We start from the raw sequence: 21,671 nt of genomic DNA on the forward strand, positions 1-21,671 counted from the left end.
ATCGTAATATCACATTACGGGTGTAATGCAATAGGGAAGCGGAAGGAGCGCCATGCGCTACGAAAAAGGCCGGAAGGACGCATCACGCAGCCGGATCATGGAGGTCGCCGCCGAACGGTTTCGCAGTGACGGCATCGCCGCGTCCGGGCTGGCAAGCATCATGAGCGACGCCGGCATGACGAACGGCGCCTTCTATCCACACTTTCAATCCAAGGCCGAACTCGTCCGCGAGAGCATGGTCGCGGCACTGGAGGCTCAGTCGCAGCAATTGCAGGGGGCGTTGGCCTCGGGAGGGCTGGAGTTGGCCCTGGGGATGTATCTGTCGCCCGAGCACCGGGATCATCCGGAGACCGGCTGTGCTTCGGCGGCGCTGTTGCCCGAAATCGCGCGTCAGCCATCCGAGACCCGCGCGCTCTACACCGAACGATTGATGACTCTGGTGCGCCAGCTATCGGCGCAGTTGCCGCCTGGAATCCCTGATCCGGAGGGCGTTGCATTGGGCGTTTTCGCGGCGCTCATCGGCGCCCTTCAACTGTCCCGCGCGGTGGAGGGAACTGAATTGTCCGATCGCATGCTGACGGCGGGAGCGGAGGCGGCGCGGACTCTGGTCCAGCCGCGCTAGGGAGAAGAGGAAGGCGCTATCCCGTGCGATGTGCCCCCGCTGCAAATCTAACGATGCAGCCAAACGAAGAAAAAAGCGGAAAGTTTCGCCGCCGTTGAACAATATATTTGTTCAGACCGGGCCTCAGCTGACATGGCGAACCGGAACTTTCCTCCAAACCTTCCGTTTCTTTGAAGATCGTTGCTTCGACGGTCGAAGAGCAACAGGGAAGGATCCTATCATGAACATCAAGATGATCTGCGTCGGCGCGATGACGCTTTCGATGCTCGCGGGCTCGGCCCTCGCCGCCGCGAACAAGGGCACGTCGGCACTCGACGACCCGGCCAAGATGCAGCCCTTCTACACCGACTCCAGCATGAAGAAGATGCGCAGCAGCGACGAGTTCACGAAGGCGTGGAAAGCGCTCACTCCGGAAGACCAGAAGATGATGATGACGGCCTGCGACGACGAGGCCAAGGACGCCAACGCCGCCAACAGCCATCCAGAATTCTGCAGCAGCGTCAAGGCGAATGGCGGCAGCAAATAGACCGGCCTAGAAGCAGGCTTTTGTAGCCCGCACCCTGAAGACAGCCCCGTCCCGCGGGGCTGTTGTCATGCGCCGACGCGCCGGCCGGTTTCGGCGTCGAACAGATGCGCGCAGGCGCGGTCGACCTCGATGCGCACCGGCTGGCCCTGCTTGAGCGCCAGCCGCTCGCGGAAAAGGCAGTCTATCTCCTCGCCGCCGCAGTCGACCTTGGCGAAGATCTCCGAGCCGGTGGCTTCCAGCAGCGTGACGCTGCCAGGTATGCCTTGGCTGCTGGCGCGGATGTGTTCGGGGCGGATGCCGTAGACCAGCTCTCCGCCCGGGACCTGTGCCGGATGAAGCGGCGCCGGCAGCGGCAAGGTCAGCCCGCCTGCGCTGCGGAAGACGCCTTCCTCGATGCGGCCGCGAATGAAATTCATGGCGGGCGAACCGATGAAGCCGGCGACGAAGAGATTGGCCGGCTGGTCGTAGAGGTCGAGCGGCGCGCCGACCTGCTCGACCAGGCCGTCATGCAGCACCACGATCTTGTCGGCCATGGTCATGGCCTCGATCTGGTCATGCGTGACATAGATGGTGGTGGTGCCCAGCCGCTGGTGCAGCGCCTTGATCTCGCCTCGCATCTGCACGCGCAGCTTGGCGTCCAGGTTGGAGAGCGGTTCGTCGAACAGGAAGACTTGCGGGTCGCGCACGATGGCGCGCCCCATGGCGACACGCTGGCGCTGGCCGCCCGAAAGCTGGCGCGGGAAGCGGTCGAGCAGCTTTTCCAGGCCGAGGATACTCGCCGCCCTGTTGACGCGGCCGGCGGTATCGGCCGGATCGGCTTTCTTGATCTTGAGCGCGAAACCCATATTGTCGGCCACCGTCATATGCGGGTAGAGCGCGTAGTTCTGGAACACCATGGCGATGTTGCGGTCTCGCGCCCTGAGATCGTTGACGACCCGCTCGCCGATGGCGATCCTGCCGGCCGAGATCGTCTCCAGCCCCGCGATCATGCGCAGCAGCGTCGACTTTCCGCAGCCCGAAGGTCCGACCAGGATCACGAACTCGCCATCGGCGATGTCGACGCTGACGTCGTGAATGATCCTGGTCGCTCCGAATGCCTTCTGCACATTGTTGATGGTCACCGCTGCCATTTCATGTCCTCACCTGGAAAGAGTGTCGTCGGCTTCAGCCGCCCTTGACCGCGCCGGCGGTCAGCCCGGCGACGATCTGCCTTTGCGCGAACATGGTCAGCACCAGCACCGGCAGCGTCACCACCAGTGCGGCGGCGGCCAACGGCCCCCAGCTCACCTGCTCGTAGGAGAGCATGTTGTAGACCGCGACCGGCAAGGTCCGCGTCTCGCGGCTGGCCAGCACCACGCCAAAGACGAAATTGTTCCAGGAGAAGATGATGGACAGGATGAAGGCCACCACGATGCCTGGCCGGGCGATGGGCAACGCGACCAGCCGGAACACCTGCCATGAGGAGGCGCCGTCCATGCTGGCGGCCTCCTCCAGCTCCATCGGCGTGGTTTCGAAATAGCCGATCATCACCCAGACCACGATCGGCACCGTGACCACGAGATGGATGATGATCTGCGGCCACAGCGTGCCCAATATGCCCGCCCACTGGAACAGCAGGAACAGCGGGATGAGATAGGACAGCCCCGGCGTCATGCGCGCGATCATGATGACGACCGCCGACCGTTCGGCCTTGAGCCGCGCTATGCCGTAGCCGGCAGGCACGCCGATCAGCAGCGCCAAGAGCGTCGCCGTGCCGGTCACCAGCACCGAGTTCCAGAAGTAGAGCAGGAAATTGTTCTCCTCGAACACCTTGGCATAGTTCGACCAGGCCACGTGCTCGGGGATGAAGACCGGCGGCGAGGCGCCGTTGTCGATCTCGAATTTCAGGGACAGCGAGATCATCCAGAGGAAGAACAGGATCGCCGGCGAGACGAAGACCAGGGCGGCGAAGAACAGGCCGATCCGGTTGAGCAGTCGCGAACGCATCTATTTGCCCTCCGCGTCGGTCCAGCGGCTGCGCTGGCGCAGCATCAGCAGGACGAAGGACAGCGCTACGATAAGAACGAAGAACACCACCGCCATGGCGGAGCCGTAGCCGACGTCGTAATAGGAGAAGGCGATGTTGTAGAGATAGATGTTGATGGTCTCGGAGGCCGTGCCCGGTCCACCCTGGGTCATCGCATAGATGATGTCGAAGCTCTTCAGCGCGTCGATCGTGCGGATGATCACCGCGATCATCAGGAACGGCGCGATCATCGGCAAGGTCAGGTACCGGAACTGCTGCCAAGCATTGGCGCCGTCGATCTCGGCGCTCTCGAAGGGTTCGCGCGGCACCGAGGCCAGCCCGCCCAGCACGATCAGCATCACCAGCGGCGTCCACTGCCAGGTCTCGACAGCGACCAGCGAGGGGATGACCGTCCTGGCGTTGAATATCCATTCCTGCGCCGGAATGCCGACCAGCGACAGAAGGTAGTTGAGCACGCCGAGTTGCGGATGGAACATCATCGTCCAGACCAGCGCCACGGCGACGGGCGTGGCCATCATCGGCATCACGAAAATACCGCGCAGCACGCCGCGCAGCGGGAACCGGGCATCGAAGATCAGCGCCGCGACCGTGCCGAGCAGCATCGGCGCGGCCACCGAAAGGAAAGTGTAGGACAAAGTGTGCGCGAGCGATTCCCAGAACCGCCCATCGCCGACCAGTCGCAGATAGTTCTCCATCCCCGCGAAGCTTCGCGACTGGCCAAGCGTCCAGCGGTTGACGCTCATCCACAGCGTGAAGGCCCAGGGAAAGACGATGACGGCGCCGACGACGACCAGCGCGGGGACGACGAAGGGCCAGTAGCTGGGAGCCAGCTTGACGGGCCGGCCCCCCTCGCTTGCCTGTTTCGTCACCCCGGTACGATCGGTCGTCGCCCCGGCGCGATCCGTCGTCGCCCCGGCGCGACTCGTCGTCGCCTCGGCGCGCTCTGGGGCAGTTGCGGACATCAGCCTTGCTCGCTCCTGTCGAGGACCGGCTGGAACTGTTCCGTCGCCTTCTTTAGTTCCTCCGCCGGGTCGGCCCCGGCGAGCAGGTTGCTGAGCGCCACGCCGTAGATGTCGCGGAATTCGGTGACCGGGATGATGACCGGCAGCGCCAGCCGGCTGACATTGCCGGAGCCGACCACGGCATCGAGCCAACTCGCCGGCATGGTCACGCCTTCGCGCACCTTGGGGTCTTCCAGCACCGATTTGCGGAACGGCACGCCGGCACCTGCCTGCAGCAGCCGCGCGCCCATGCCGGCCGACACCGCCCATTGGCAGAAGAGATAGGCGGCTTCCTTCTTCTCGCTGGCCGTTGTCACGCCGAGCCCGTCGCCGAACGTACCCGAGGCATGCGCCTTGGGGCCCTTGGGCATGACGCCGTAGCCGACCTTGCCGACCACCCTCGACTTCTCCGGATTTTCCATCGGCGGCGCGAAACCGACGCCGTCGAACCACATGCCGATCTTGCCTTGCAGGAAGGCGGATTGCGCTTCGGCCCAGTTGAATCCGGTGACGCCGGGCGGCGCGGATTTGGTCATCAGCCGCTGGTAGAGGGCGGCCGCCTCCACCGCCTCGGGCGCGGTGGTGCGCAGCTTGCCCTTGTCGTCGAGCGGCGTCATGTCGTAGCCGAGCATCAGCGAGGTCCAGACCGGCGTGTTGGCGTTCTTGAGGCCGCGCGCGACGAAACCGTAGGTGTTGGTCGACGGGTCGGTCAGAGCCTCCGCGGCTGAAACGAGCTGATCGAAGGTTTCGGGGTATTTGAGGCCCTTGGCCTCGAACAGCTCCTTGTTCCAGTAGATTATCCAGTAGTCGACCGAGAACGGCAGCGAGCGCAGCACGCCCTGGCCGTCCTTGGCGAACAGCATGCCGGCATCGGCAAAGTCCTTTTCGACCAGGCTCGGATCGGTCAGCGTCGGGTCGGCAAGGTAGCCCGATATGTCGGCCAGCCAGCCGCCCTTCTCGAACTGCCGCTTCTGCACATGGTAGCTCAGATGCACGACGTCGAAGCTGGGTTTGCCGGAGCTGAGCTCGATCACCGTCTTCTGGCGCTGCTGCTGCTCGGGCGTCGCCTCGGCATTGACCTTGATGCCCGTCAGATCCTCGAACTCGGCGAGATATTTGATCAGCGTGTCGCTGCGCGGGCTTTTCACCAGATTGACGTCGAGCGTCGTGCCCGCGAAGCGCTTCCAGTCGACGCCGGCGGCAAGGCTCGGGCGGATACCGGCAAGGCCGGCGCCGGCGAGCATGGCGGCGCCCGCAAGGAGCTGCCTTCTGGTTGGGTTGAATGGATTGGACGGCATTTCTTCCTCCCGGTTGCTGTCGTTGTCGATTGCGCCGCGACAGGCACGGCGCGGCCTGCTTCCTCAGATATGGAGCGCCAGCCGGCGCGCATTGTCGATATGCTGGCTGATCGCCTCTACCGCCTTTTGTGGATTGCGGCTTTCGAGGGCTTCGATCACGCTCAGATGCTCGCGCATCACCGGCACCACGCGCCCGTCGATGCGGAACCGTTCCTGGTGGATCAGGCGGATCTTCACCGAATTGACCAGATAGGCCTTGGCAATGATCTCGTTGCCGAGCGCATCGATGAAAGTATCGTGCATGGCCCAGTCGATGGTCTGAGCCCTGGCCTCCATCTCCGGCGTCGGGGTCTGCGCCAGCGCCTGCGCAAGCATGTCCTCATGCTCGCGGCGCAAGCGCGCGAGTTCGTCGTCGGAGGCGCTGACGGTGAACAGCGCCACCGCCTCGCGCTCCATGAACAGGCGGAACTGGAAGGCCTCGCGGATCAGGCTGATGTCGATATGCGCAATCTGCATGCCGCGCTGCGGGATCGTCGTCAGCAGCCCCTCGGCTTCCAGGCGCGGCACGATCTCGCGGATGGCGCCAAGCGGCAGGCCGGTGAAGGCGACGAGTTCGCGCTGCGACACGAACTGGCCCGGCTTGAGGTCGCGTGCCAGCAAATGCCGCGTGAAGCTGGCATAGGCCTGCTCCCGCAGATTTGTCTGGTCGCCGCCATTGGCCATTTCAGCGCTTCCCTTCCCGTCAGGCCGCCGCGGCCGCGAAAAGAGTGTCGTAGGCAGCGCCAAGCTGCTGGCGCCCCGGCGCCGCGATCGGCTCGAGCGGCGGCCGCACCGCCAGCCAGCGCTCGTCGCCGGTTTTGCGCGCCACCATCACCTTGACCGCCGGAATGACCGGGTGCTTGAGCAGCTCGAGCACGAAACGCTCGACCCGCGCATCGTCCTGCCCCATCTGCGCCATGGCGAGGACCTCGCCGGCGGCGAAATTGGCCATGCCCGAAATCGCGCCCTGGCCACCGATCCTGACCGCCCGCGCCAGATGCCGCTCGTCACCGATCAGGATCACCAGATCGCCATGGGCGCCGAGCAGCGCCTCGCTATAGGTCCAGTCGCCGCCGGAATCCTTGACGCCGGCGACCACGTCCGGAAACGCCTGGCGCAGCCGGCCGATCAGCCCCAGCGAAAGCTGCACCGTGGTGACCGAGGGAATGTTGTAGAGCAGCACGCCGCGGGCCAGCGGACCGAGAGCGGCAAAGACAGCGGAAAACCAGCCGAAAAGGCCATCGTCGCCGATATTCTTGAAATAGCTGGGAGGGGCAAGGAGGATGTTGCGGGCGCCGCGCTGCAAGGCATGCCGAGCCTGCTCGGCTGCATCCTCGGCCGCATCGACCAGCACGCCTGCGACAAGCTGATGCGGCGCGATGCCGGCCGCCAGCATCGCCTCGGTGACAGCCCGCCGCTCCTCGGTGCCGACCGAAGCGCCCTCCCCGGTGGTGCCGAAAAGCGTCACACTGGTGCAGCCCTGCGCCAGGCAGCTTCGGGCCCACGTCACCATGGGTGGAATGAGGATTTGCCCCGACGCATCGAAAGGCGTGGCCAGAGCAACCGAAAGACCAAAACGCGATGTCACCAGCGAGCCTCCAAAAGAGCAGTTCGCAGGTAGTGCTATCACGCTAACATGTTAGTCGTAAATAGGGCGGGCACCATTTACCGGAAACATAAGATGTGAGGCGTCCGGCGGCAGGCGTCATCCATGCCTCGCGTCACCGTCATCTCCGTTTCTGCCGCTGTCCTTTTTCCTGCCATGTTGCGTTGCGAAAGATTTGTTGCATTGCGATACGATCCGCCCCGACTAACAATGGTCGCGGGTTGGGCTTGCACGAAGGATTTGTCGTGGCAGCATCGTTCCGACCCGATATCGAGGGAATGCGCGCACTGGCGGTAGCAGGCGTCGTCGCCTATCATTTCGGCCTCGCCGCCCTGCCCGGCGGCTTTGCCGGGGTCGACATCTTCTTCGTTATCTCCGGTTATCTCATCACAAGACACCTTTTGCAGGAGATCGGCGAGAGCGGCCGGCTGAACCTGTGGCGCTTCTATGCCCGCCGCGCCCGGCGGTTGCTGCCGGCCTCGCTGTTCGTCATCCTCGCCACGCTGCTGGCCGGCGCCTTCATCCTGTCGCCGGAGGAACAGGCGCTCTATTCGAAGGGCGCGATGTTTGCCTCGGCCTATATGATCAATCTGTGGCTGATCCGCTGGTCGTTCGACTATTTCGCCTCCGATGCCGCCAACAACCCGTTCATCCATTTCTGGTCGCTGTCGGTGGAGGAGCAGTTCTACCTCGCATGGCCGGCGCTGCTTGTTCTCGCCGCATGGCTGCGGCCGGGACGGCGCGCGGCGATCGTGGTCATCGGCGTCACCGGCCTGGTGTCGTTCGTGGCCTGCGCCTGGCTGACCAGCGTTTCGCCGCCCTGGGCTTTCTATTTCTCGCCGCTGAGGGCCTGGGAGTTCGCCGCCGGCGGGCTTGCCACGACGGTGCCGGCAAATTTCCTCCAGCACCACCCGCGGCTGCGCGCCGCGCAAGGCTGGCTCGGCCTGGCGCTGATCGTGCCCGCCTATCTGCTGCTGGACGAGGCGCTGCCCTTCCCCGGCCTGCTGGCGCTGCTGCCGGTCGTCGGCACGGTGCTGCTGCTGGTCGGCGGGGCAGGCGAGCGCCAAACGGGTGGCAAGCTGGCCGGCGGCCCCACGGCTGTCCTGTCGCTGCAGCCCATGCAATGGATCGGCAGGCTCTCCTATTCGCTCTATCTCTGGCACTGGCCGGTCATCGTCTATGCGGGAATGGTCACCGCGGAGCTTTCCGTGCTGGACAGGTTTGCCTGCCTGGCACTGACGCTGATGCTCTCCATCTTCACCTATCACGTCATCGAAAACCCCGTGCGCCGCAACGGCTGGCTGATGGCAAGCGCCGCCCGCGCGCTCGTGCCCGCGGCGCTGCTGACCGGCGCCGGCGTGGTCGCGGCCTACGCCAATGCCAAGTTTGCCGTTCACGAACTCGATCCGGAGCAGCGCGTCATCGCCCAAAGTGCGGCGCGTCCATCCACCGCGCGTGCCAGGGGCGGCTGCGTGCTCGACTACGAGACCGTCACCCCGAAGCCCTGCGTGTTTGGCGCCAAGGATGCGAAAGGCACGATCGCGCTGTTTGGCGATTCACATGCCGACCACTGGTCGACGCCGCTGATCGAGGCGGCCGAAAAGCGCGATTACCGGGTGGTTACCTGGCTCAAATCCTCGTGCCGGGCGTCCCGGCTGTCGACATGGTCGAGCAAGCTGAAGCGCGACTACGCCGAATGCGACCAGTGGCGCGAGCAGTCGATCAAGGAGATCCTGGCGCTGAGGCCGGCCCTGGTGGTGATCTCGGAAATAGCCCTGACCAGTTCGCGCAAGATGGCCGCCGGCAAGGATGAGCCCGACAGTCAGGACGCGGAGTGGAAGACTGGCCTGCGTTCAACACTGGAGACGTTCAGCAAGGCCGGGCTGAAAGTCGCCTTCATTCGCGACGTGCCCTTCAACGACGAGCAGGTCGACACCTGCGTGGCGCGTGCGCTGTGGCGCGGCGACACGCCCTCGCTCTGTGATCAGACGCGCGCCTATGCCGCCAACGACGCCATGGCCGCGGTGGAGCGCGACGTCGTGCGCAGCATTCCGAACGCCCGCTATGTCGATATGACCGACCAGTTCTGCAACCAGACCACCTGCCATGTCTTCATCGGCGGCAAGATCGCCTTCCGCGACCGCCACCATCTGGCGACCGCTTTCGCCGAGACGCTGGAGAAGCCGCTGGAGAAAGCGCTGTTTTAGAAGGGGTTAGCGTCCCTTCTTCAAAGGCGCGCTGCCAAGGCGCCGCCCCCTCACAGCGCGCGCGGGCACGAAACATTGGTTTACCGGCTTTATGGGAACAGGGCCGCGAGGGCAGCGTTTATTAGATGAGCCTTAAAGAGGAGGTTGCCATGAAGAAACTCTTGCTCGCATCCGTGATTGCCGTCGCTTCGGCGGTGGCCGTGATCGCCCCGGCAAATGCCGCCAGCATCACCCTTGGCATCGGCAACGGCTATGACGACGATTATTATGTTCCCAGATATCGTCACCACTATCGCGATTATTCCGACGATGACGGCTACTATCGCCGCTACAGCATGTATGACGAGAGCTACCGTCCGCGTTATTACGGTCATCGTCGCTGCCACACCGAGGTGATCAAACACTGGCGTCATCACCATCGGGTCATCGAGAGAGTCCGCGTCTGCAGGCGTTGACCTGACAACCAATCCGGCCGGCATCGCGCCGGCCGGATTGTCGTGCCCAGCCCATGCCCAGGAATGGCGCCACTGCCGTGCGCGCTGCGCCTGTCATCCGGCTACTATTTTCGCATCATCATCCCGTAGTGCATCGCCAGCAGATCGAGCCCGATTCTCAACAGCTTTGCCGCCACGTCCCTGCCCTCGCTCATCTCTCCCGCCACGCCTCTGACCGACTGCTCCAGGCACACGATCTTCCGCACCACGTCGACCACTTCCCAATGGCCGAGCGCGCGGGTCGCTGCGGCGTGCGACCGTCCGGCATTGAGCACGCTGTCGGTGATGCCGCCGCTTGTCCTGTCGCCGTCGACGCGTTCGCTCCAGCGCATCGGCTTGATATCAGCCTGCTGGCTGGCGCGGAAATCCTCGCGGTAGCGCAGACCGGCTTCGCGCTGCTGGCGCGACAGCGAGGTGATGCCCAGCAGCGGATCGATGCTGCGCACCCGCACGATACCACCGGTGGAGGTATGGCCGTCATTGGACACCTCATAGACGCGCCGCGCCTCCGACGTGCCGGTTGCGAGCCGCTTGCGGCCGAACTCATCGTCCCGCAACGCGAAATCATGGCCGACCTCGCGGCGGATGCGCACCTGCTCGGCCTCGCCCTTCGGCAGCTTCGGCGTCTGCGGTTTGGCTGATCTGGCGGCTTTCTTGCTCATGGCTGCGTCCTTGTGGGGAGTGGATTGAGGTGCTGGCTGGCGGGGCAGCAATCCCTGGCGAAATTGGCTGCGTGCGCCGGAACCAGCGGCGAGGCTGGGCGTTGTGCCGCACCAAACCAACAGGAGGTATGCCCATGACCGCCTTCATGCCGGTGACCTTGCGCTTCTGCGACAACAAGACCATGCTGGTGGGCTCCATCGCCCAGGCGGCGACCGCGCTTCGCCGGCAATGGCCTGACAAGACGGCCACCGCCTATCTGGATGCGGCAAGGCTGGTCAGGCTCGCCATCGACGGGAGCTGCCGCCAGCGCGTCGCCTTCGAGGCTTTCACCAAGGCGGCCGGGCAGCAGGGGCTGCTGGTGGCAAAGCCGCGTAGCCGCGCCCATGAATGGCTCGACGCCGCCGCGGGCCCGTGAGGCGGCTGAAAACGTGATGCAACCGCGCCGCCGCCTTGCACGTTGATAGGGGCTGGCTTCCGAGCCGCGCACAACGCCAAGGTAACCGCCGTGGGTACCATGAAAACAGGATCTCCGCTCAAAGTATGCCTGGACGGGCATGTCGAGGTGATCGACAGCGTCGTTGAGGCAGCCGACTTCCTGCAGCGCTGGCCGGTTGAACGGCGTGGTCACGTCTACCGCAGTGCGCTCAACGCGTGCAGTGCGGCCATCGCGGCGCAGATTTCGCACGCCGACGCGATGAAAGCGTTCACCGGCTTCGCGCGGGTTACCCGCATATTGGCCGGCGATGACGGCCGGCCAGCGATGCCTGATGCAATGAGCGTGCGGATGCCAAAGCAGGGCCACGATCTGCCAAAATAAAAGCGTTGCGTGGCCGCCGTTCTCGCCAGATCGCCAACACTGCAAAAGAAAAGCCAGCGTTGCAGCAAGCTTCTTTCTCCCCGTCTTATGGAGAGAAATGCTTAGCAGGCCAATGAGAGGCGCCAACGCTTCGATACCTTGCATCTGAACCAATCTCCCAAGCTCTCGGATGTGTTCCCAATCCTGACCGGCGTTGCCTCCTGCCGGCATCATCTCCCGAGAACGGGGGAAGGTAGCTCACCCCGCCTCGCAGACACGCCGGTGGAAGCGCGCCTGGTGATAGGTGCAGTAGCTTTTCATCGCCCTTGTGCGCATGCCGCAGCACAGCATGTGGACGCCCGGCCGGCCTCCGGGAGCATCGTTTTCCGGATTTTGCTCCAGCGTCAGGTCAAGCGGAGCGCGGCAGCGGCCGAACAGGCAGTCGACGAAGCGCATTGCCACGCCATGCGGCTGGCGGCCGATCGGGCTTCGCCGCGGCACCGGTACCTCGAGGCGGTAGGCTTGCCCGTCCGCGATCAGCACGCCGGCCTCGCGCGCTGCGAGGCGCTCCGCGCCTTCACCCTTCGGCACGCGCTTGCGTCCGGCCTTGGCGGCGCGGTCGGCGGCCTTGTCATTCGCCCTCTCGGCTGCCGCGATGCGTTTGCTGTTGGCAAAGCCGATCGAACTCAGCATGGCGTTGCGGTGAACGATGCCGATGATGGCGTCGCGCGACACCGGGCTGCCTCGCGACGCGCTGAACCGAGCCGCGATGCGCGAGGCGGAAAGTCCGTCCGTCAGCCAGCCGGCGATCGCCTGCAATTCCTTGTCGCCGTAAAGTGCCATGTCCTGGTCTCCGTCCATTGCGCGGCCGCGGCAGCGCGCGACGCGGCCAGCGAGTGTCGGTGTCGGCCCGCCGCAGGCGGTGGGCATTGTCGGGTTCGATCCGGCCTGTCGGCCGTTGGATTGGCGGCCTCAGCCCGGCCGGCCGTCCAGCGCGGCGAGGCGCGCCAGCCGCGCCTCTGCCGTCACCCGGTCGGGTGCGGAAACCGCCCTGCCCGTCAGCCTGTCGAGCAGGATCACGGTGCCGTCCTCGGTGCGTATCAGGGAGCGGACCCGCGCCGCGCTGAATTGGGGGCCGGAGCCGCGGGGAGCGGCGGCTCCGGCCGTTCCGGCCGCGCCGGTGACGGGCGGACCGGACGTGCGGCTGATGCATCGGGGCAATCAGCCTCACGCTTCGCCCTGGCCGGGGAGGAGGACAGCCGGGGCGAAAGGGAATGAGCGAGGGCGCTTTCGACTCGGAAGGGGTTGAGCTTTTGCATGAACGGATATAAGCATAACTCAAAAACTTATGCAAGCCATTCTTTCATGGACGAAAGCAGCGCTTGTTGGTCACATGGGCGCCATGGTGAAAACGCAACTGTCGATCAAGGTCGGGGCGGCAATCCGCCAGGCGCGCAAGCAGCGCGGCCTGGTCATGCGCCACATCGCCGAGCACAACGACACCGACGTCGCCGCCGTCGGCAATTGGGAAACCGGTCGCAACCTGCCCAAGACGGAAAACCTCCTGAAGACTGCCGCCTTTCTGCGTGTCGACCCGGTCGCGCTCGGCAAGGGCGAGGTGGTTTTCCTCGACGATGCCGGACCGGTCAACGACGCCGAGATCGTCACCGACGCCGGGCCGCCCCCCGCCGGGCCGATGGACATCCAGGTGCTGGGCGCCGCCGTTGGCGGCGACGACGGCGATTTCACCTTCAACGGCGAGCCCGCCGGCTACGTCCAGCGCCCACCCGGCATCCGCAACCTGGCCAAGGTGTTCGCGCTGCATGTGCTCTCGGATTCCATGGTACCCCGTTACGAGCCCGGAGACCTGATCTATTGCGGCGGCCGCGATGCCGTCCCGGGCGATCACGTGGTGATCGAAACCTTCCCGGAAGAGAACGAACGCAACGGCAAGGCCTTCATCAAGAAATTGGTCAAGCGCACCGCCGCCGAACTGGTGGTCGAACAGTACAATCCGCCGAAGACGTTGACCTTCAACCGCTACGCCATCAAGCAGGTCTGGCGGGTCATTCCGTTGAAGGAATTGCTGGGCTATTGAGGGCGACGGGGCAATTCTTCCTCCCACAAGGAGAGCAGGCAAAACCCAGCGTCGATGCCACCTCACGCCCGCCCCGATCCCTCCAGCGGCATCTCGCGCTCGCTCAGCATCAGCGCCTCGCTGCGCACGCGCTGGCGCTCGTTGATAAACGCCGCCCGGATCTGGATCGCCGTGCCCGGCAGCCCGTCGGCGCGGCAGGCCGAGCAGACCAGCCGGCCCGAAAGCGCTGCCAGCGGCGTATTGCCAGTCACGCCGAAGCGCCGCAGCTGATCGGGCTTCCACCACCTGTTGCGGCCGCAATCGGCGCATTCGACCGATATCGAAACGACATCCGCAATCACTGATCCCTTGCCCGTCAATGCCATCGCGGCTCGCCTTTTTGTTCCTTGTTTGTTCGCATATTCCTGTGTTTTGAAACGAGAGTCGAGTCGCATCTTTCAGGGCTCCGCAAAAGTTTCTCTTTCGCCAATTTTTGAGTTATGCTTCTATATGACTTGCAAAGCCGAGTCGGCGCGCGTGCAGCACCCCGGGAGAGACGATGGACGCCCTTGCCGCCGATTTCGCTCATGCCTGCGGCTATGACGGCGACAGTCACGCCCTCATCGAGGCTTTCGCGAGAATCCGCGAACACGGCATCCGCCAGGCGCGCCTCGGCCATTTCAGGCGCAAGGCGGTCGTCGACGCGCTGAAACAATCGGAAGCACTTTTCCTGGCGGCGATCGGCCCGGCGCTATCGGCACAGGAAGCCATCGAGGACGCCGCCCGCTTCATCTCCTTCTGGCGCAACATGCCGCGCTGGCGCCAGGAACGGCGCCTGGCGGACCTCGCCAGGGCGAGGCAACAACGCCTGCTGGCGCGCTTCTTTCGCCGCTACGGCCACCGCATTTGGGCCTTGCAGGCGGCATAGGCGGGCTCGCTAAGCCGTCGGCGACCACACTGCGCCACGAGAGAGACGCAGCCACGAGAAGGACTGGGCAATGCCGCCATTTGCGGGTTCCCATCCGCGCGTTTTCTTCCTAGATTGCCTGCGGGTGGCTGATCGTTCGACGTGCATATCAGGGAATGTTCAAGACTGCCCGTTCAAGAGTCCAGGCCTGGATGACGGCAGGCGCGGGAACCATCGCCGCGCTGTTGGCGGCCGGCCTCATGGGCGCCTTTGGCGCCCTGCCCGCTCACCCTCCGCCGCAACTGCCGTCCGATGCCGCCATCGATGCCGGCCGCTGGCGCATCAAACCGGTGCGTGCCTATGTCAGCCATGCCGACATCCATGGCGTGCCGCTGAAACCGGGCCAGAAGGCACTGGTGCTGGAGGCCGACATGACCAACCGCACGGCCGAATCCAACAAGGCCTACTTCGCTGTCTTCAAGCCGGAGGGAATCACCCTGCCGGACTCGATGCCGATGATCGCCCTGATACGCGATTCGACCCTGGCGCCGGAACTGCACCCCGGCATGACCGAGCGCCTGGCCTATGTCTGGCCGCTGGCCGGCGACGCCGCCGTGCCGCCGACGCTCGCCTTCGGCGTCACCGCGGAGATCTTCAAGCCGCGCGACAATCTCTACGGCACGCCCGGCTGGTACAATCCCTACCGTCTCGGCACCGTGACCTTGCCGCTCGCCGATATGCCGGCAACGGACACGCCGGGAGCCGGCTCATGAGGATGCGGGTCCTCGGCAATCTCGCGATTCTCGCCGCCACCGTGGCGCTGAGCTACGGTATGCAGCTTTCCAAGCCGCATTATGCCGACCTCACCGCGCCCATCCCGGTCGACGGCGCCATGCACGACACGGTGCGGGCACGCAGCTTTGACGTGCGGCTTGACGAGGTTGTCTTTGCCCGCGCGCTGAAGACCAACCAGTTCGGGCAGCAAAAGCTTTTGACGACGAGCGGCGTATGGGCGGTGGTGACGACCAGCCTCACCGCGACCGACGCCTCCATCACGGTCGCGGACGGCACCTGGCAAGGTCCGACCGGTCTGCGCTACCGCCAGACGGAGCGGCTGGGCTATCGCCAGGACATGCCGCCGCACGGCGTCGATCCCGGCTTGCAAAAACGCGGCCTGTTCGTCTTCGAAGTACCGCCCGACCAGATCGGCGGCGCCAGGCTGCTGGTCTCGGAACGCCAATTCGGCGCGCTCGACGCGCAGGCCCGCATCAGCTTCGACGGGTTGTCTGCCGGCGCCGATGGACAACCGGCCGGCATCCTGCCGCAATACGATCTGGATGCACCACCGGGCCAGACTTCTCCGGGCCAGACACCGCAGGGCAAGCCATGAGCGCCGTCGCGACCGACATGGGGCCGGCCGCCGAGCGGCAGGTCGAGAAAAAATGGCGCAGGCGCAGCCTGGCGGCGCTTGTCATCCTGCTGCCGCTGGCGCTGGCAGAAACCAGCCATGACAGCTTGCGCGAATGGCTGGGCGGCGAAGACCTCATCGCCAGGGATGTCGAGTTTGGCCAGTCCGCGCACTTCGGCGGCAGCGACTGGAAGCTGGCGGACCTGCGCGGCGGCAAGGCCGGCCGCTTGCCCGATCAGGCCTTCGCCGTCATCGCCACCTTCTCCGTCACCGTCGGCGATCCCGACTTGCAGAAGCAATGGCTGGGCTGCAGGCTGATGCTGACCGATGCCGCCGGCCGCCGCTGGCTCCCCGACATGATTTCGGGCGTCAGACTGCCGGACGGCGTGATGAACTGCACCTCGGCGATCTTCTCCGGCGCCAAGACAGGCGACGTCATCACCATCGGCGACACCTTCATCGTGCCGGAGGATGCCATCAAGACCATCCGTCCCGCCATTGGGCTGGGAAGCGGGCGGCCGTGGTACCTGCGGTTTCAACGGCCGCCGAAGTAGCGACAGCGCCGGCAGTCCGGAGTCACGGCACGGCGATCAACAGGACGTAGGCAACAAAGACGACGAGGTGAGCAAGTCCGGTGAGAACCGTCGTGCGTCCGGTACTGAAACTTACGACACTCACCGCAAGGGCCAGAACCAGCAAAATCACGTCGCTCGGACCGAGACCGAGGTTGAGCGACTTTCCGGTGATGAGGCTGGCCGCCGCCACTGCCGGGATCGTCAGTCCGATGGTCGCGCACGCCGAGCCCAAAGCGACGTTCAATGCGCGCTGGAGCTCATTCCCCCACGATGCCTTGATGGCGGAGATCGCCTCGGGGAGCAGCACGACAAACGCAATCATCGCGCCGACGATCGCATCCGATTGCGGGATCTGCAGGTAGGTAAGGCCATCTTCAACGCCAGCCGCGACCCGTTCCGTCAGCAGGACGATCCCGACCAGTCCCAGAAGCAGGAAGACGAAATGCGTTGGCACGCCGTGGACCTGCGGAGAATGGCTTTCCGGAGCGCTTTCACGGACCTGCACCTCCAGGAAGTCCTCTTTCTGGCTGTAGCTCTGGGCGAAAACGAAACTGCCGTAGAGCAAGAGCGACAGCAGCGCGACGAAGGCCAGTTGCGTGGGAGAAAATGTCCCGGGGCTGGTGGCAAGCGTATAGTTCGGGAGCACCATCGTCAGCACCGTGATCGCGGTCAGCACCGAAAGAAAGGAACTTGTGCCTTGCCTTCGGATGTCCTGGTGGCGGTGCCGCCACCCGCCAAGTGTCAGGCACAGCCCCACGATGCCGGTGCAAACGATCATGACCGTGGAGAACACGGATTCTCGCGCCAGGGTCGGATTGTTGGCGCCATGTCGCATCATCGAGACGATGATCGACACTTCGATCGTCGTTACGGCCAAGGTAAGGACCAGGGTGCCGTACGGCTGTCCAACACGTCGGGCTATCGCCTCCGCATGTCGCACCACGGCAAAGACGGTTGCCAAGGTAAGGATGATCGATATGCCGGCAACGATCACCACAATCGCCGTCCGATCTTCGATCGGCTCTATGTTCGATTGCAATATCAACGCCAGCGCGCAGCAGACCACAGGCAGGCCGAAGGTCATTGCCTCACTTCGACGGCGGAAGAAGTAAGTCATGGCATTCTCTTCGATCTTGCGAGTGCAAACAGGCGGTCTGTTTACGAGACCAGGAAAGATCGCACTTTCGCCCCATCACACGTACATGGCAAGGCGCGACAAGGATACGCTACGGTCATTCCCGTCGCTACCGGGAACGACCGCCCCCCTTCGATAGCGAGAACGCCGTCTCCAGGACGGCGGCGAGGAAGCAGATGCGCAGCGGCTCGACCAGGATGCCGGTGGAGGAATCCTGGAACGGGCTGCCGAACAACAGCGTCACGCCATGCGACAGGATCTGCCAGACGTCGAGCTCGTGCGGGCCGATCAGCCGCGTCGCGCCGAGCCACAGCCAGGCCGCGCCCCAGTCGAGCAGGCGATAGCCGACGATCAGCGTACACAGCAATACGAGGCTGGAACTCACCGTCAGCCGCACGCCATTGGCGATCGGCAGATAGCGCGAGCGGTAGCCGGCGACGAAATGCTCGACGAAATCGCGCAGGAATTTCGGCAGGCCGGCATAGCGCTTGCCGACGCGTTCCAGCCGGCCGTGCACGCGCATCAGTGCCGTGTCGTCGCGCACATCATAGCCATAGATCAGCGCCGCCATCACCAGCCAGATCAGCGGCAAGAGCATGTAGAAGAACAGGTTGACGGCGATCGTCGAGGGCGCGATCGAGGTGATCTCGACCGGCACCATCGGCGCGGCCGTCGCCGCCGGCACCGGGCTCGCCAGCCCGTCGGCCGACGCCTGCAGAACCGACCAGAAATTGCGGCTCATCAGCCATTGCAGCGCGCTGTCCTTCCAGCGGCTGATGACGTAGAGGCCGACGAAGATCCAGTTGGTCTCGCAGATCACCACCACGATCTGCCAGAACGAGGCGGCGCCCGTTTTCGCCTGCATGAACTTGGCCAGCCGGCGCACCAGCCAGGACACCGCCACCGAGACCAGCAGCCAGCGCGAATCCAGCACGTCCAGAACATTGGCGCTCTGGCCGAAGCCGGCCCGGTCGAGCGTTTCGCGCGAATATTGCCGCACGATGTCGCCGAGGAACCCCCAGGCCGCGTAATAGGCGAAGAAGGGTAACAGCGCGATGGTGATCATGCGCACCAGCCGCGAACCGCGCCGGTCCGCGGTTCCCTGCCCCTCGGCGACCGTGGCCTTTTCCGCGCCACGCTGCGCGGCCAGCACATGGGGCAAGCCGGGACGCAGCACATGGAACATCGCCACCGTCACCACCAGTTGCGCCAGTGCCACCAGCGTCAGCATGGCGAGCCCGGCGAAATGATTTGCGAGCGCCACCTTGGCCGCCAGTTGCAGCAAGAGATCGCCGGCCAGAACACCGGCCAGCACCAGCACGACGAGCTGCGGCCAGAACCGCCGCAGCAGCGAAAAACTCAAGCTGATCGGTCTGATGATATCGGCAAACATGAGGTTCTCTCAGAATGCCACCCGCCCGAAATCCTTCTAGCAAAGGGGGGTTGTTTTGCAAGAAAGGTAGCGAGCTCTCCTGCCTATGGCAGAGCGGCGATTTCCCCTTCTCCGACGACAAGGGAGAAGGAATTAGCGCCTCACCCGCGACTTCAGCCAGCGATCGAACGCCACCGCCAGGATCAGGATCAGGCCGATGACGATGCTTTGCGTGTAGGACGAGACGTTGTTGAACTGGAGCCCGTTCTGCAGCACGCCGATCAGGGCGGCGCCCACCACGGTGCCGCCCACCGAGCCGATGCCGCCGAACAGCGAGGTACCGCCGATGACGACGGCCGAAATGACCGTCAGCTCGTAGCCGATGCCGGCCACCGCTTCGGACGAATTCAGCCTGGCCGACAGCACGAAGGCGGCGAGCCCGGCGAAGAAGCCGACGATGACATAGACCGAGACCAGGATGCGGTCGACGCGCAAGCCCGACAGCCGTGCGGCCTCGGCATTGCCGCCGACGGCGTAGACGGCGCGTCCATAGCGCGTGTAGCGCAGCACGATGTGGCACAGGATGGCGGCCGCCGCGAAGATGATCGCCGGCACCGGCACGGGGCCGATCAGCCCGGTGCCGAACCAGCGCATAGAAGCGTCGAAGCCCGAGATCGGGCCGCCATTGGAGATGGTCAGCGTCAGGCCGCGAAACACGGTGAGCCCGCCAAGCGTGACGACGAAGGGCGGCACTTTCAGCCTGGTGATGGCAAAGCCCTGAACACCGCCGGCCACCGCCCCCACCACCACGGCAGCGAGCAGCGCCGCGAACCAGCCATAGCCCTGCGTTCCCGACGTCGACAGCGACAGCGTGTTGGCGGTGCCGCCCTTGGCGACCACGGCCGCCACCATGCCGCAGAAGGCGAGCAGCGAGCCGACCGAAAGATCGATGCCGGCGGTGAGGATGACGAAGGTCATGCCGAGCGCGATCAGCCCGGTGATCGATATCTGGCGGGTGATGTTGAACAGATTGATCGGATCGATGAAGCTCGGCTTCAGCACGGTGAAGACGACCACCAGCGCCGCCAGGAATAGCAGCGGCCCGAAATTCATCAAGAGCCGCGCAATGCTGATGCCGCCACGCCGGCTCTGTTCCTCGGCCACGCTCATCGTGCCTCCTCCTCAACCGCTCCCGGCTGGTCGAGCGCCATCAGTTCCATCAGTTTTTCCTCGCTTGCCTCGATGCCCGGCATCTGCCCGGTGATGCGTCCCTTGCGCATGGTCACGATCCGGTCGGACACAGCCAGCACTTCGGGCAGCTCGGACGAAATCATCATCACCGCTATGCCGCGCGCTGCCAATTGCACCAGGATCTGGTGCACCTCGGCCTTGGCGCCGACATCGACGCCGCGCGTCGGCTCGTCGACGATCAGCACCTTGGGGTCGCGCGCCAGCCAGCGCGCCAGGATCACCTTCTGCTGGTTGCCGCCTGACAGGCCCTCGATCGCCTGCTCGGCCGACGCCATGCGGATCGATAGCATTTTCCGGAACCCCGCCAGCGCATCGCGCTCGCGCCGCTCGGCCATGAAGCCGAAGCCATTGCTGAACCGCCCGAGCGAGGCGACGGAGAAATTCGGCAGGATGCCGAGCGCGGCGAAGATCGCCTGATGCTTGCGATCCTCAGGCACCAGGCCGATGCCGAGCGCTATGGCATCCGCCGGCGAGGCCGGCGCGATGGGCCTGCCGTCGAGCGTGATCGTGCCGCCCGCGATCCGGTCGGCGCCGAAGATGGCGCGCGCCAGCTCCGTGCGACCCGAGCCGACGAGGCCGGCGACACCCAGGATCTCGCCGGCCTTCAGGTCGATATCGACGCCGTCGAGCACGATGGCGTGCGGCGCTTCGGGATCGCGCACCGTGCGCAACCCGCGCACCGACAGCACGACGTCGCCGGCCACCGTGCGCTGCGCCGGCCGCGCATAGAGCTCGGACGCCGCGCGGCCGACCATTTTCTCGATGATGCGCGGCAATCGGATCGGCCCGCCTTCGCGGTCGAGATTGCCGGCCAACCTGCCGTCCCGGAGCACCGTCATGCGGTCGCAGATGGCGGCGGCCTCCTCCAGCCGATGGGTGACGAACATGATGGCGACATGGTCCTTGCGCAGCCTGTCCATGATCGACAGCAGCCGCTGCACCTCTGTCTCGGTCAGCGCTGATGTCGGCTCGTCCATGATGATCAGCCGGCTCTTCAGCGACAGCGCCCGTGCAATCTCGACGAGCTGCTGCTCGGCCACCGAAAGCGCCGAGACCGGCGTCATCGGATCGATCGTGAGGCCGACGCGGGCGATGATGGTGCGGGAGTCCTGCTCCATCTTGCGCCAGGAGACGAGGCCGAGCGGACCGGTCGGGGCGCGGCCGATGAAGATGTTCTCCGCCACCGTCAGCGTCGGGATCAGGCTGAGCTCCTGGTAGATGGTGACGATACCTAGCCGCTTGGCATCCTGCGGGCTCGACGGCCGGTAGTCGGCGCCGTCGAAGCTGATGCGCCCGCCCGACGGCGGCATGACGCCCGACAGGATCTTGAGCAGCGTCGACTTGCCGGCGCCGTTCTCGCCCAGCAGGCCGAGAATTTCGCCGGGCCTGATGTCGAGCGAGACATCGCGAAGCGCGGTGACGCCGGCGAAATGCTTGGTGACGCCCTCGACGGCGAGCAGGACGGGTGCGGCTTCAGCCATGGAATGGGTGCTTCCCTCGATGCAGTTTCCGGACCCGTCGGCGCGTGAACACCCCCCTCTGTCCTGCCGGACATCTCCCCCGCAAGGGGGGAGATTGGCTGTCTGTTCCGCATTCGCCAATTTTCAACGCCGCAATGAGAATGCGGACATCGACACTGCCAATCTCCCCCCTTGAGGGGGAGATCGC

At 65.0% G+C, this 21,671-nt stretch carries 24 protein-coding genes; 11 read left to right on the plus strand and 13 right to left on the minus strand.

Annotated elements, in window-relative coordinates:
- The first annotated feature begins 52 nt into the window (after positions 1-52).
- On the plus strand, positions 53-622 hold the full coding sequence (locus tag FJ428_RS05530) for a TetR/AcrR family transcriptional regulator (RefSeq protein ID WP_140499095.1): 570 nt from the start codon (positions 53-55) through the stop codon (positions 620-622).
- Between the two features lie 220 nt (positions 623-842).
- Entirely contained in the window at positions 843-1,148 is a 306-nt protein-coding gene (locus FJ428_RS05535; RefSeq protein ID WP_140499097.1) for a hypothetical protein, read from the plus strand.
- A 65-nt stretch (positions 1,149-1,213) separates the two neighbouring features.
- Here the strand turns inward: FJ428_RS05535 and ugpC are convergent, their stop codons facing one another.
- The 6 genes from ugpC to FJ428_RS05565 all read right to left on the minus strand — a co-directional run bounded on the left by ugpC (position 1,214) and on the right by FJ428_RS05565 (position 7,100).
- The gene (ugpC, locus tag FJ428_RS05540) at positions 1,214-2,278 is read right to left on the minus strand and encodes a sn-glycerol-3-phosphate ABC transporter ATP-binding protein UgpC (RefSeq protein ID WP_140499099.1); all 1,065 of its coding nucleotides are present in this window, start codon (positions 2,276-2,278) and stop codon (positions 1,214-1,216) included.
- A gap of 34 nt (positions 2,279-2,312) precedes the next feature.
- On the minus strand, positions 2,313-3,134 hold the full coding sequence (locus tag FJ428_RS05545) for a carbohydrate ABC transporter permease (RefSeq protein WP_140499101.1): 822 nt from the start codon (positions 3,132-3,134) through the stop codon (positions 2,313-2,315).
- Positions 3,135-4,136, minus strand: coding sequence for a sugar ABC transporter permease (locus FJ428_RS05550; RefSeq protein ID WP_224519032.1), 1,002 nt, complete (start codon positions 4,134-4,136; stop codon positions 3,135-3,137). It abuts the gene before it with no gap.
- Positions 4,136-5,473 carry a sugar ABC transporter substrate-binding protein gene (locus FJ428_RS05555; protein WP_140516177.1) on the minus strand — a complete coding sequence of 446 codons (1,338 nt, stop codon included), beginning with the start codon at positions 5,471-5,473 and terminating at the stop codon, positions 4,136-4,138. Before FJ428_RS05555 ends, FJ428_RS05550 begins: the two co-directional genes overlap by 1 nt.
- Positions 5,474-5,536: 63 nt before the next feature.
- On the minus strand, positions 5,537-6,196 hold the full coding sequence (locus FJ428_RS05560) for a GntR family transcriptional regulator (protein ID WP_140499104.1): 660 nt from the start codon (positions 6,194-6,196) through the stop codon (positions 5,537-5,539).
- A gap of 19 nt (positions 6,197-6,215) precedes the next feature.
- Positions 6,216-7,100 (minus strand): dihydrodipicolinate synthase family protein, encoded by an 885-nt coding sequence (locus tag FJ428_RS05565; RefSeq protein ID WP_140516179.1) that lies wholly within the window; start codon positions 7,098-7,100, stop codon positions 6,216-6,218.
- A gap of 263 nt (positions 7,101-7,363) precedes the next feature.
- Here FJ428_RS05565 and FJ428_RS05570 point away from each other — a divergent pair, with 263 nt between their 5' ends.
- On the plus strand, positions 7,364-9,325 hold the full coding sequence (locus tag FJ428_RS05570; protein ID WP_140879052.1) for an acyltransferase family protein: 1,962 nt from the start codon (positions 7,364-7,366) through the stop codon (positions 9,323-9,325).
- A gap of 149 nt (positions 9,326-9,474) precedes the next feature.
- On the plus strand, positions 9,475-9,780 hold the full coding sequence (locus FJ428_RS05575) for a hypothetical protein (RefSeq protein WP_140499110.1): 306 nt from the start codon (positions 9,475-9,477) through the stop codon (positions 9,778-9,780).
- A gap of 104 nt (positions 9,781-9,884) precedes the next feature.
- Here the strand turns inward: FJ428_RS05575 and FJ428_RS05580 are convergent, their stop codons facing one another.
- Positions 9,885-10,481, minus strand: a complete 597-nt coding sequence (locus FJ428_RS05580; RefSeq protein ID WP_140499112.1) for a DUF6456 domain-containing protein — start codon at positions 10,479-10,481, stop codon at positions 9,885-9,887.
- A 134-nt stretch (positions 10,482-10,615) separates the two neighbouring features.
- Here FJ428_RS05580 and FJ428_RS05585 point away from each other — a divergent pair, with 134 nt between their 5' ends.
- A complete protein-coding gene (locus FJ428_RS05585) occupies positions 10,616-10,897 on the plus strand; it encodes a DUF982 domain-containing protein (protein ID WP_140499114.1) in 282 nt (93 codons plus the stop codon).
- Positions 10,898-10,996: 99 nt separating this feature from the next.
- Positions 10,997-11,299 (plus strand): DUF982 domain-containing protein, encoded by a 303-nt coding sequence (locus tag FJ428_RS05590; RefSeq protein WP_181167247.1) that lies wholly within the window; start codon positions 10,997-10,999, stop codon positions 11,297-11,299.
- Between the two features lie 237 nt (positions 11,300-11,536).
- Here FJ428_RS05590 and FJ428_RS05595 read toward each other — a convergent pair whose 3' ends face one another.
- Positions 11,537-12,121, minus strand: coding sequence for a GcrA cell cycle regulator (locus FJ428_RS05595; protein WP_140582546.1), 585 nt, complete (start codon positions 12,119-12,121; stop codon positions 11,537-11,539).
- Positions 12,122-12,671: 550 nt separating this feature from the next.
- On the opposite strand from FJ428_RS05595, the gene FJ428_RS05605 reads away from it, so the two are divergent.
- Positions 12,672-13,376, plus strand: a complete 705-nt coding sequence (locus tag FJ428_RS05605) for a helix-turn-helix transcriptional regulator (protein WP_140499435.1) — start codon at positions 12,672-12,674, stop codon at positions 13,374-13,376.
- A gap of 62 nt (positions 13,377-13,438) precedes the next feature.
- On the opposite strand, the gene FJ428_RS05610 is transcribed toward FJ428_RS05605, so the two are convergent.
- Positions 13,439-13,741 (minus strand): hypothetical protein, encoded by a 303-nt coding sequence (locus FJ428_RS05610; protein WP_140556357.1) that lies wholly within the window; start codon positions 13,739-13,741, stop codon positions 13,439-13,441.
- Between the two features lie 173 nt (positions 13,742-13,914).
- Here FJ428_RS05610 and FJ428_RS05615 point away from each other — a divergent pair, with 173 nt between their 5' ends.
- The 4 genes from FJ428_RS05615 (at position 13,915) to FJ428_RS05630 (ending at position 16,224) form a co-directional block, all read left to right on the plus strand.
- Positions 13,915-14,283, plus strand: coding sequence for a hypothetical protein (locus FJ428_RS05615; protein WP_140565410.1), 369 nt, complete (start codon positions 13,915-13,917; stop codon positions 14,281-14,283).
- 191 nt (positions 14,284-14,474) lie between these two features.
- On the plus strand, positions 14,475-15,035 hold the full coding sequence (locus FJ428_RS05620) for a hypothetical protein (RefSeq protein ID WP_224519033.1): 561 nt from the start codon (positions 14,475-14,477) through the stop codon (positions 15,033-15,035).
- Positions 15,032-15,652, plus strand: coding sequence for a hypothetical protein (locus FJ428_RS05625; RefSeq protein ID WP_140516191.1), 621 nt, complete (start codon positions 15,032-15,034; stop codon positions 15,650-15,652). The genes FJ428_RS05620 and FJ428_RS05625 overlap by 4 nt, the downstream gene beginning before the upstream one ends.
- Positions 15,649-16,224: a hypothetical protein gene (locus FJ428_RS05630; protein ID WP_140516193.1), complete on the plus strand. Its 576-nt coding sequence runs from the start codon at positions 15,649-15,651 to the stop codon at positions 16,222-16,224. Before FJ428_RS05625 ends, FJ428_RS05630 begins: the two co-directional genes overlap by 4 nt.
- 22 nt (positions 16,225-16,246) lie before the next feature.
- Here FJ428_RS05630 and FJ428_RS05635 read toward each other — a convergent pair whose 3' ends face one another.
- From FJ428_RS05635 to FJ428_RS05650, 4 genes are all read right to left on the minus strand, one after another.
- Positions 16,247-17,362: an ionic transporter gene (locus FJ428_RS05635; protein ID WP_140516195.1), complete on the minus strand. Its 1,116-nt coding sequence runs from the start codon at positions 17,360-17,362 to the stop codon at positions 16,247-16,249.
- Between the two features lie 127 nt (positions 17,363-17,489).
- Positions 17,490-18,773: a hypothetical protein gene (locus FJ428_RS05640; RefSeq protein WP_140499131.1), complete on the minus strand. Its 1,284-nt coding sequence runs from the start codon at positions 18,771-18,773 to the stop codon at positions 17,490-17,492.
- Positions 18,774-18,905: 132 nt separating this feature from the next.
- Positions 18,906-19,922: an ABC transporter permease gene (locus tag FJ428_RS05645; protein WP_140516199.1), complete on the minus strand. Its 1,017-nt coding sequence runs from the start codon at positions 19,920-19,922 to the stop codon at positions 18,906-18,908.
- Positions 19,919-21,484: a sugar ABC transporter ATP-binding protein gene (locus tag FJ428_RS05650; RefSeq protein WP_140516201.1), complete on the minus strand. Its 1,566-nt coding sequence runs from the start codon at positions 21,482-21,484 to the stop codon at positions 19,919-19,921. The genes FJ428_RS05645 and FJ428_RS05650 overlap by 4 nt, the downstream gene beginning before the upstream one ends.
- Positions 21,485-21,671 lie beyond the last annotated feature (187 nt).

The sequence above is a fragment of the Mesorhizobium sp. B2-8-1 genome (genome assembly GCF_006440955.1).
Taxonomy (GTDB): Bacteria; Pseudomonadota; Alphaproteobacteria; order Rhizobiales; family Rhizobiaceae; genus Mesorhizobium.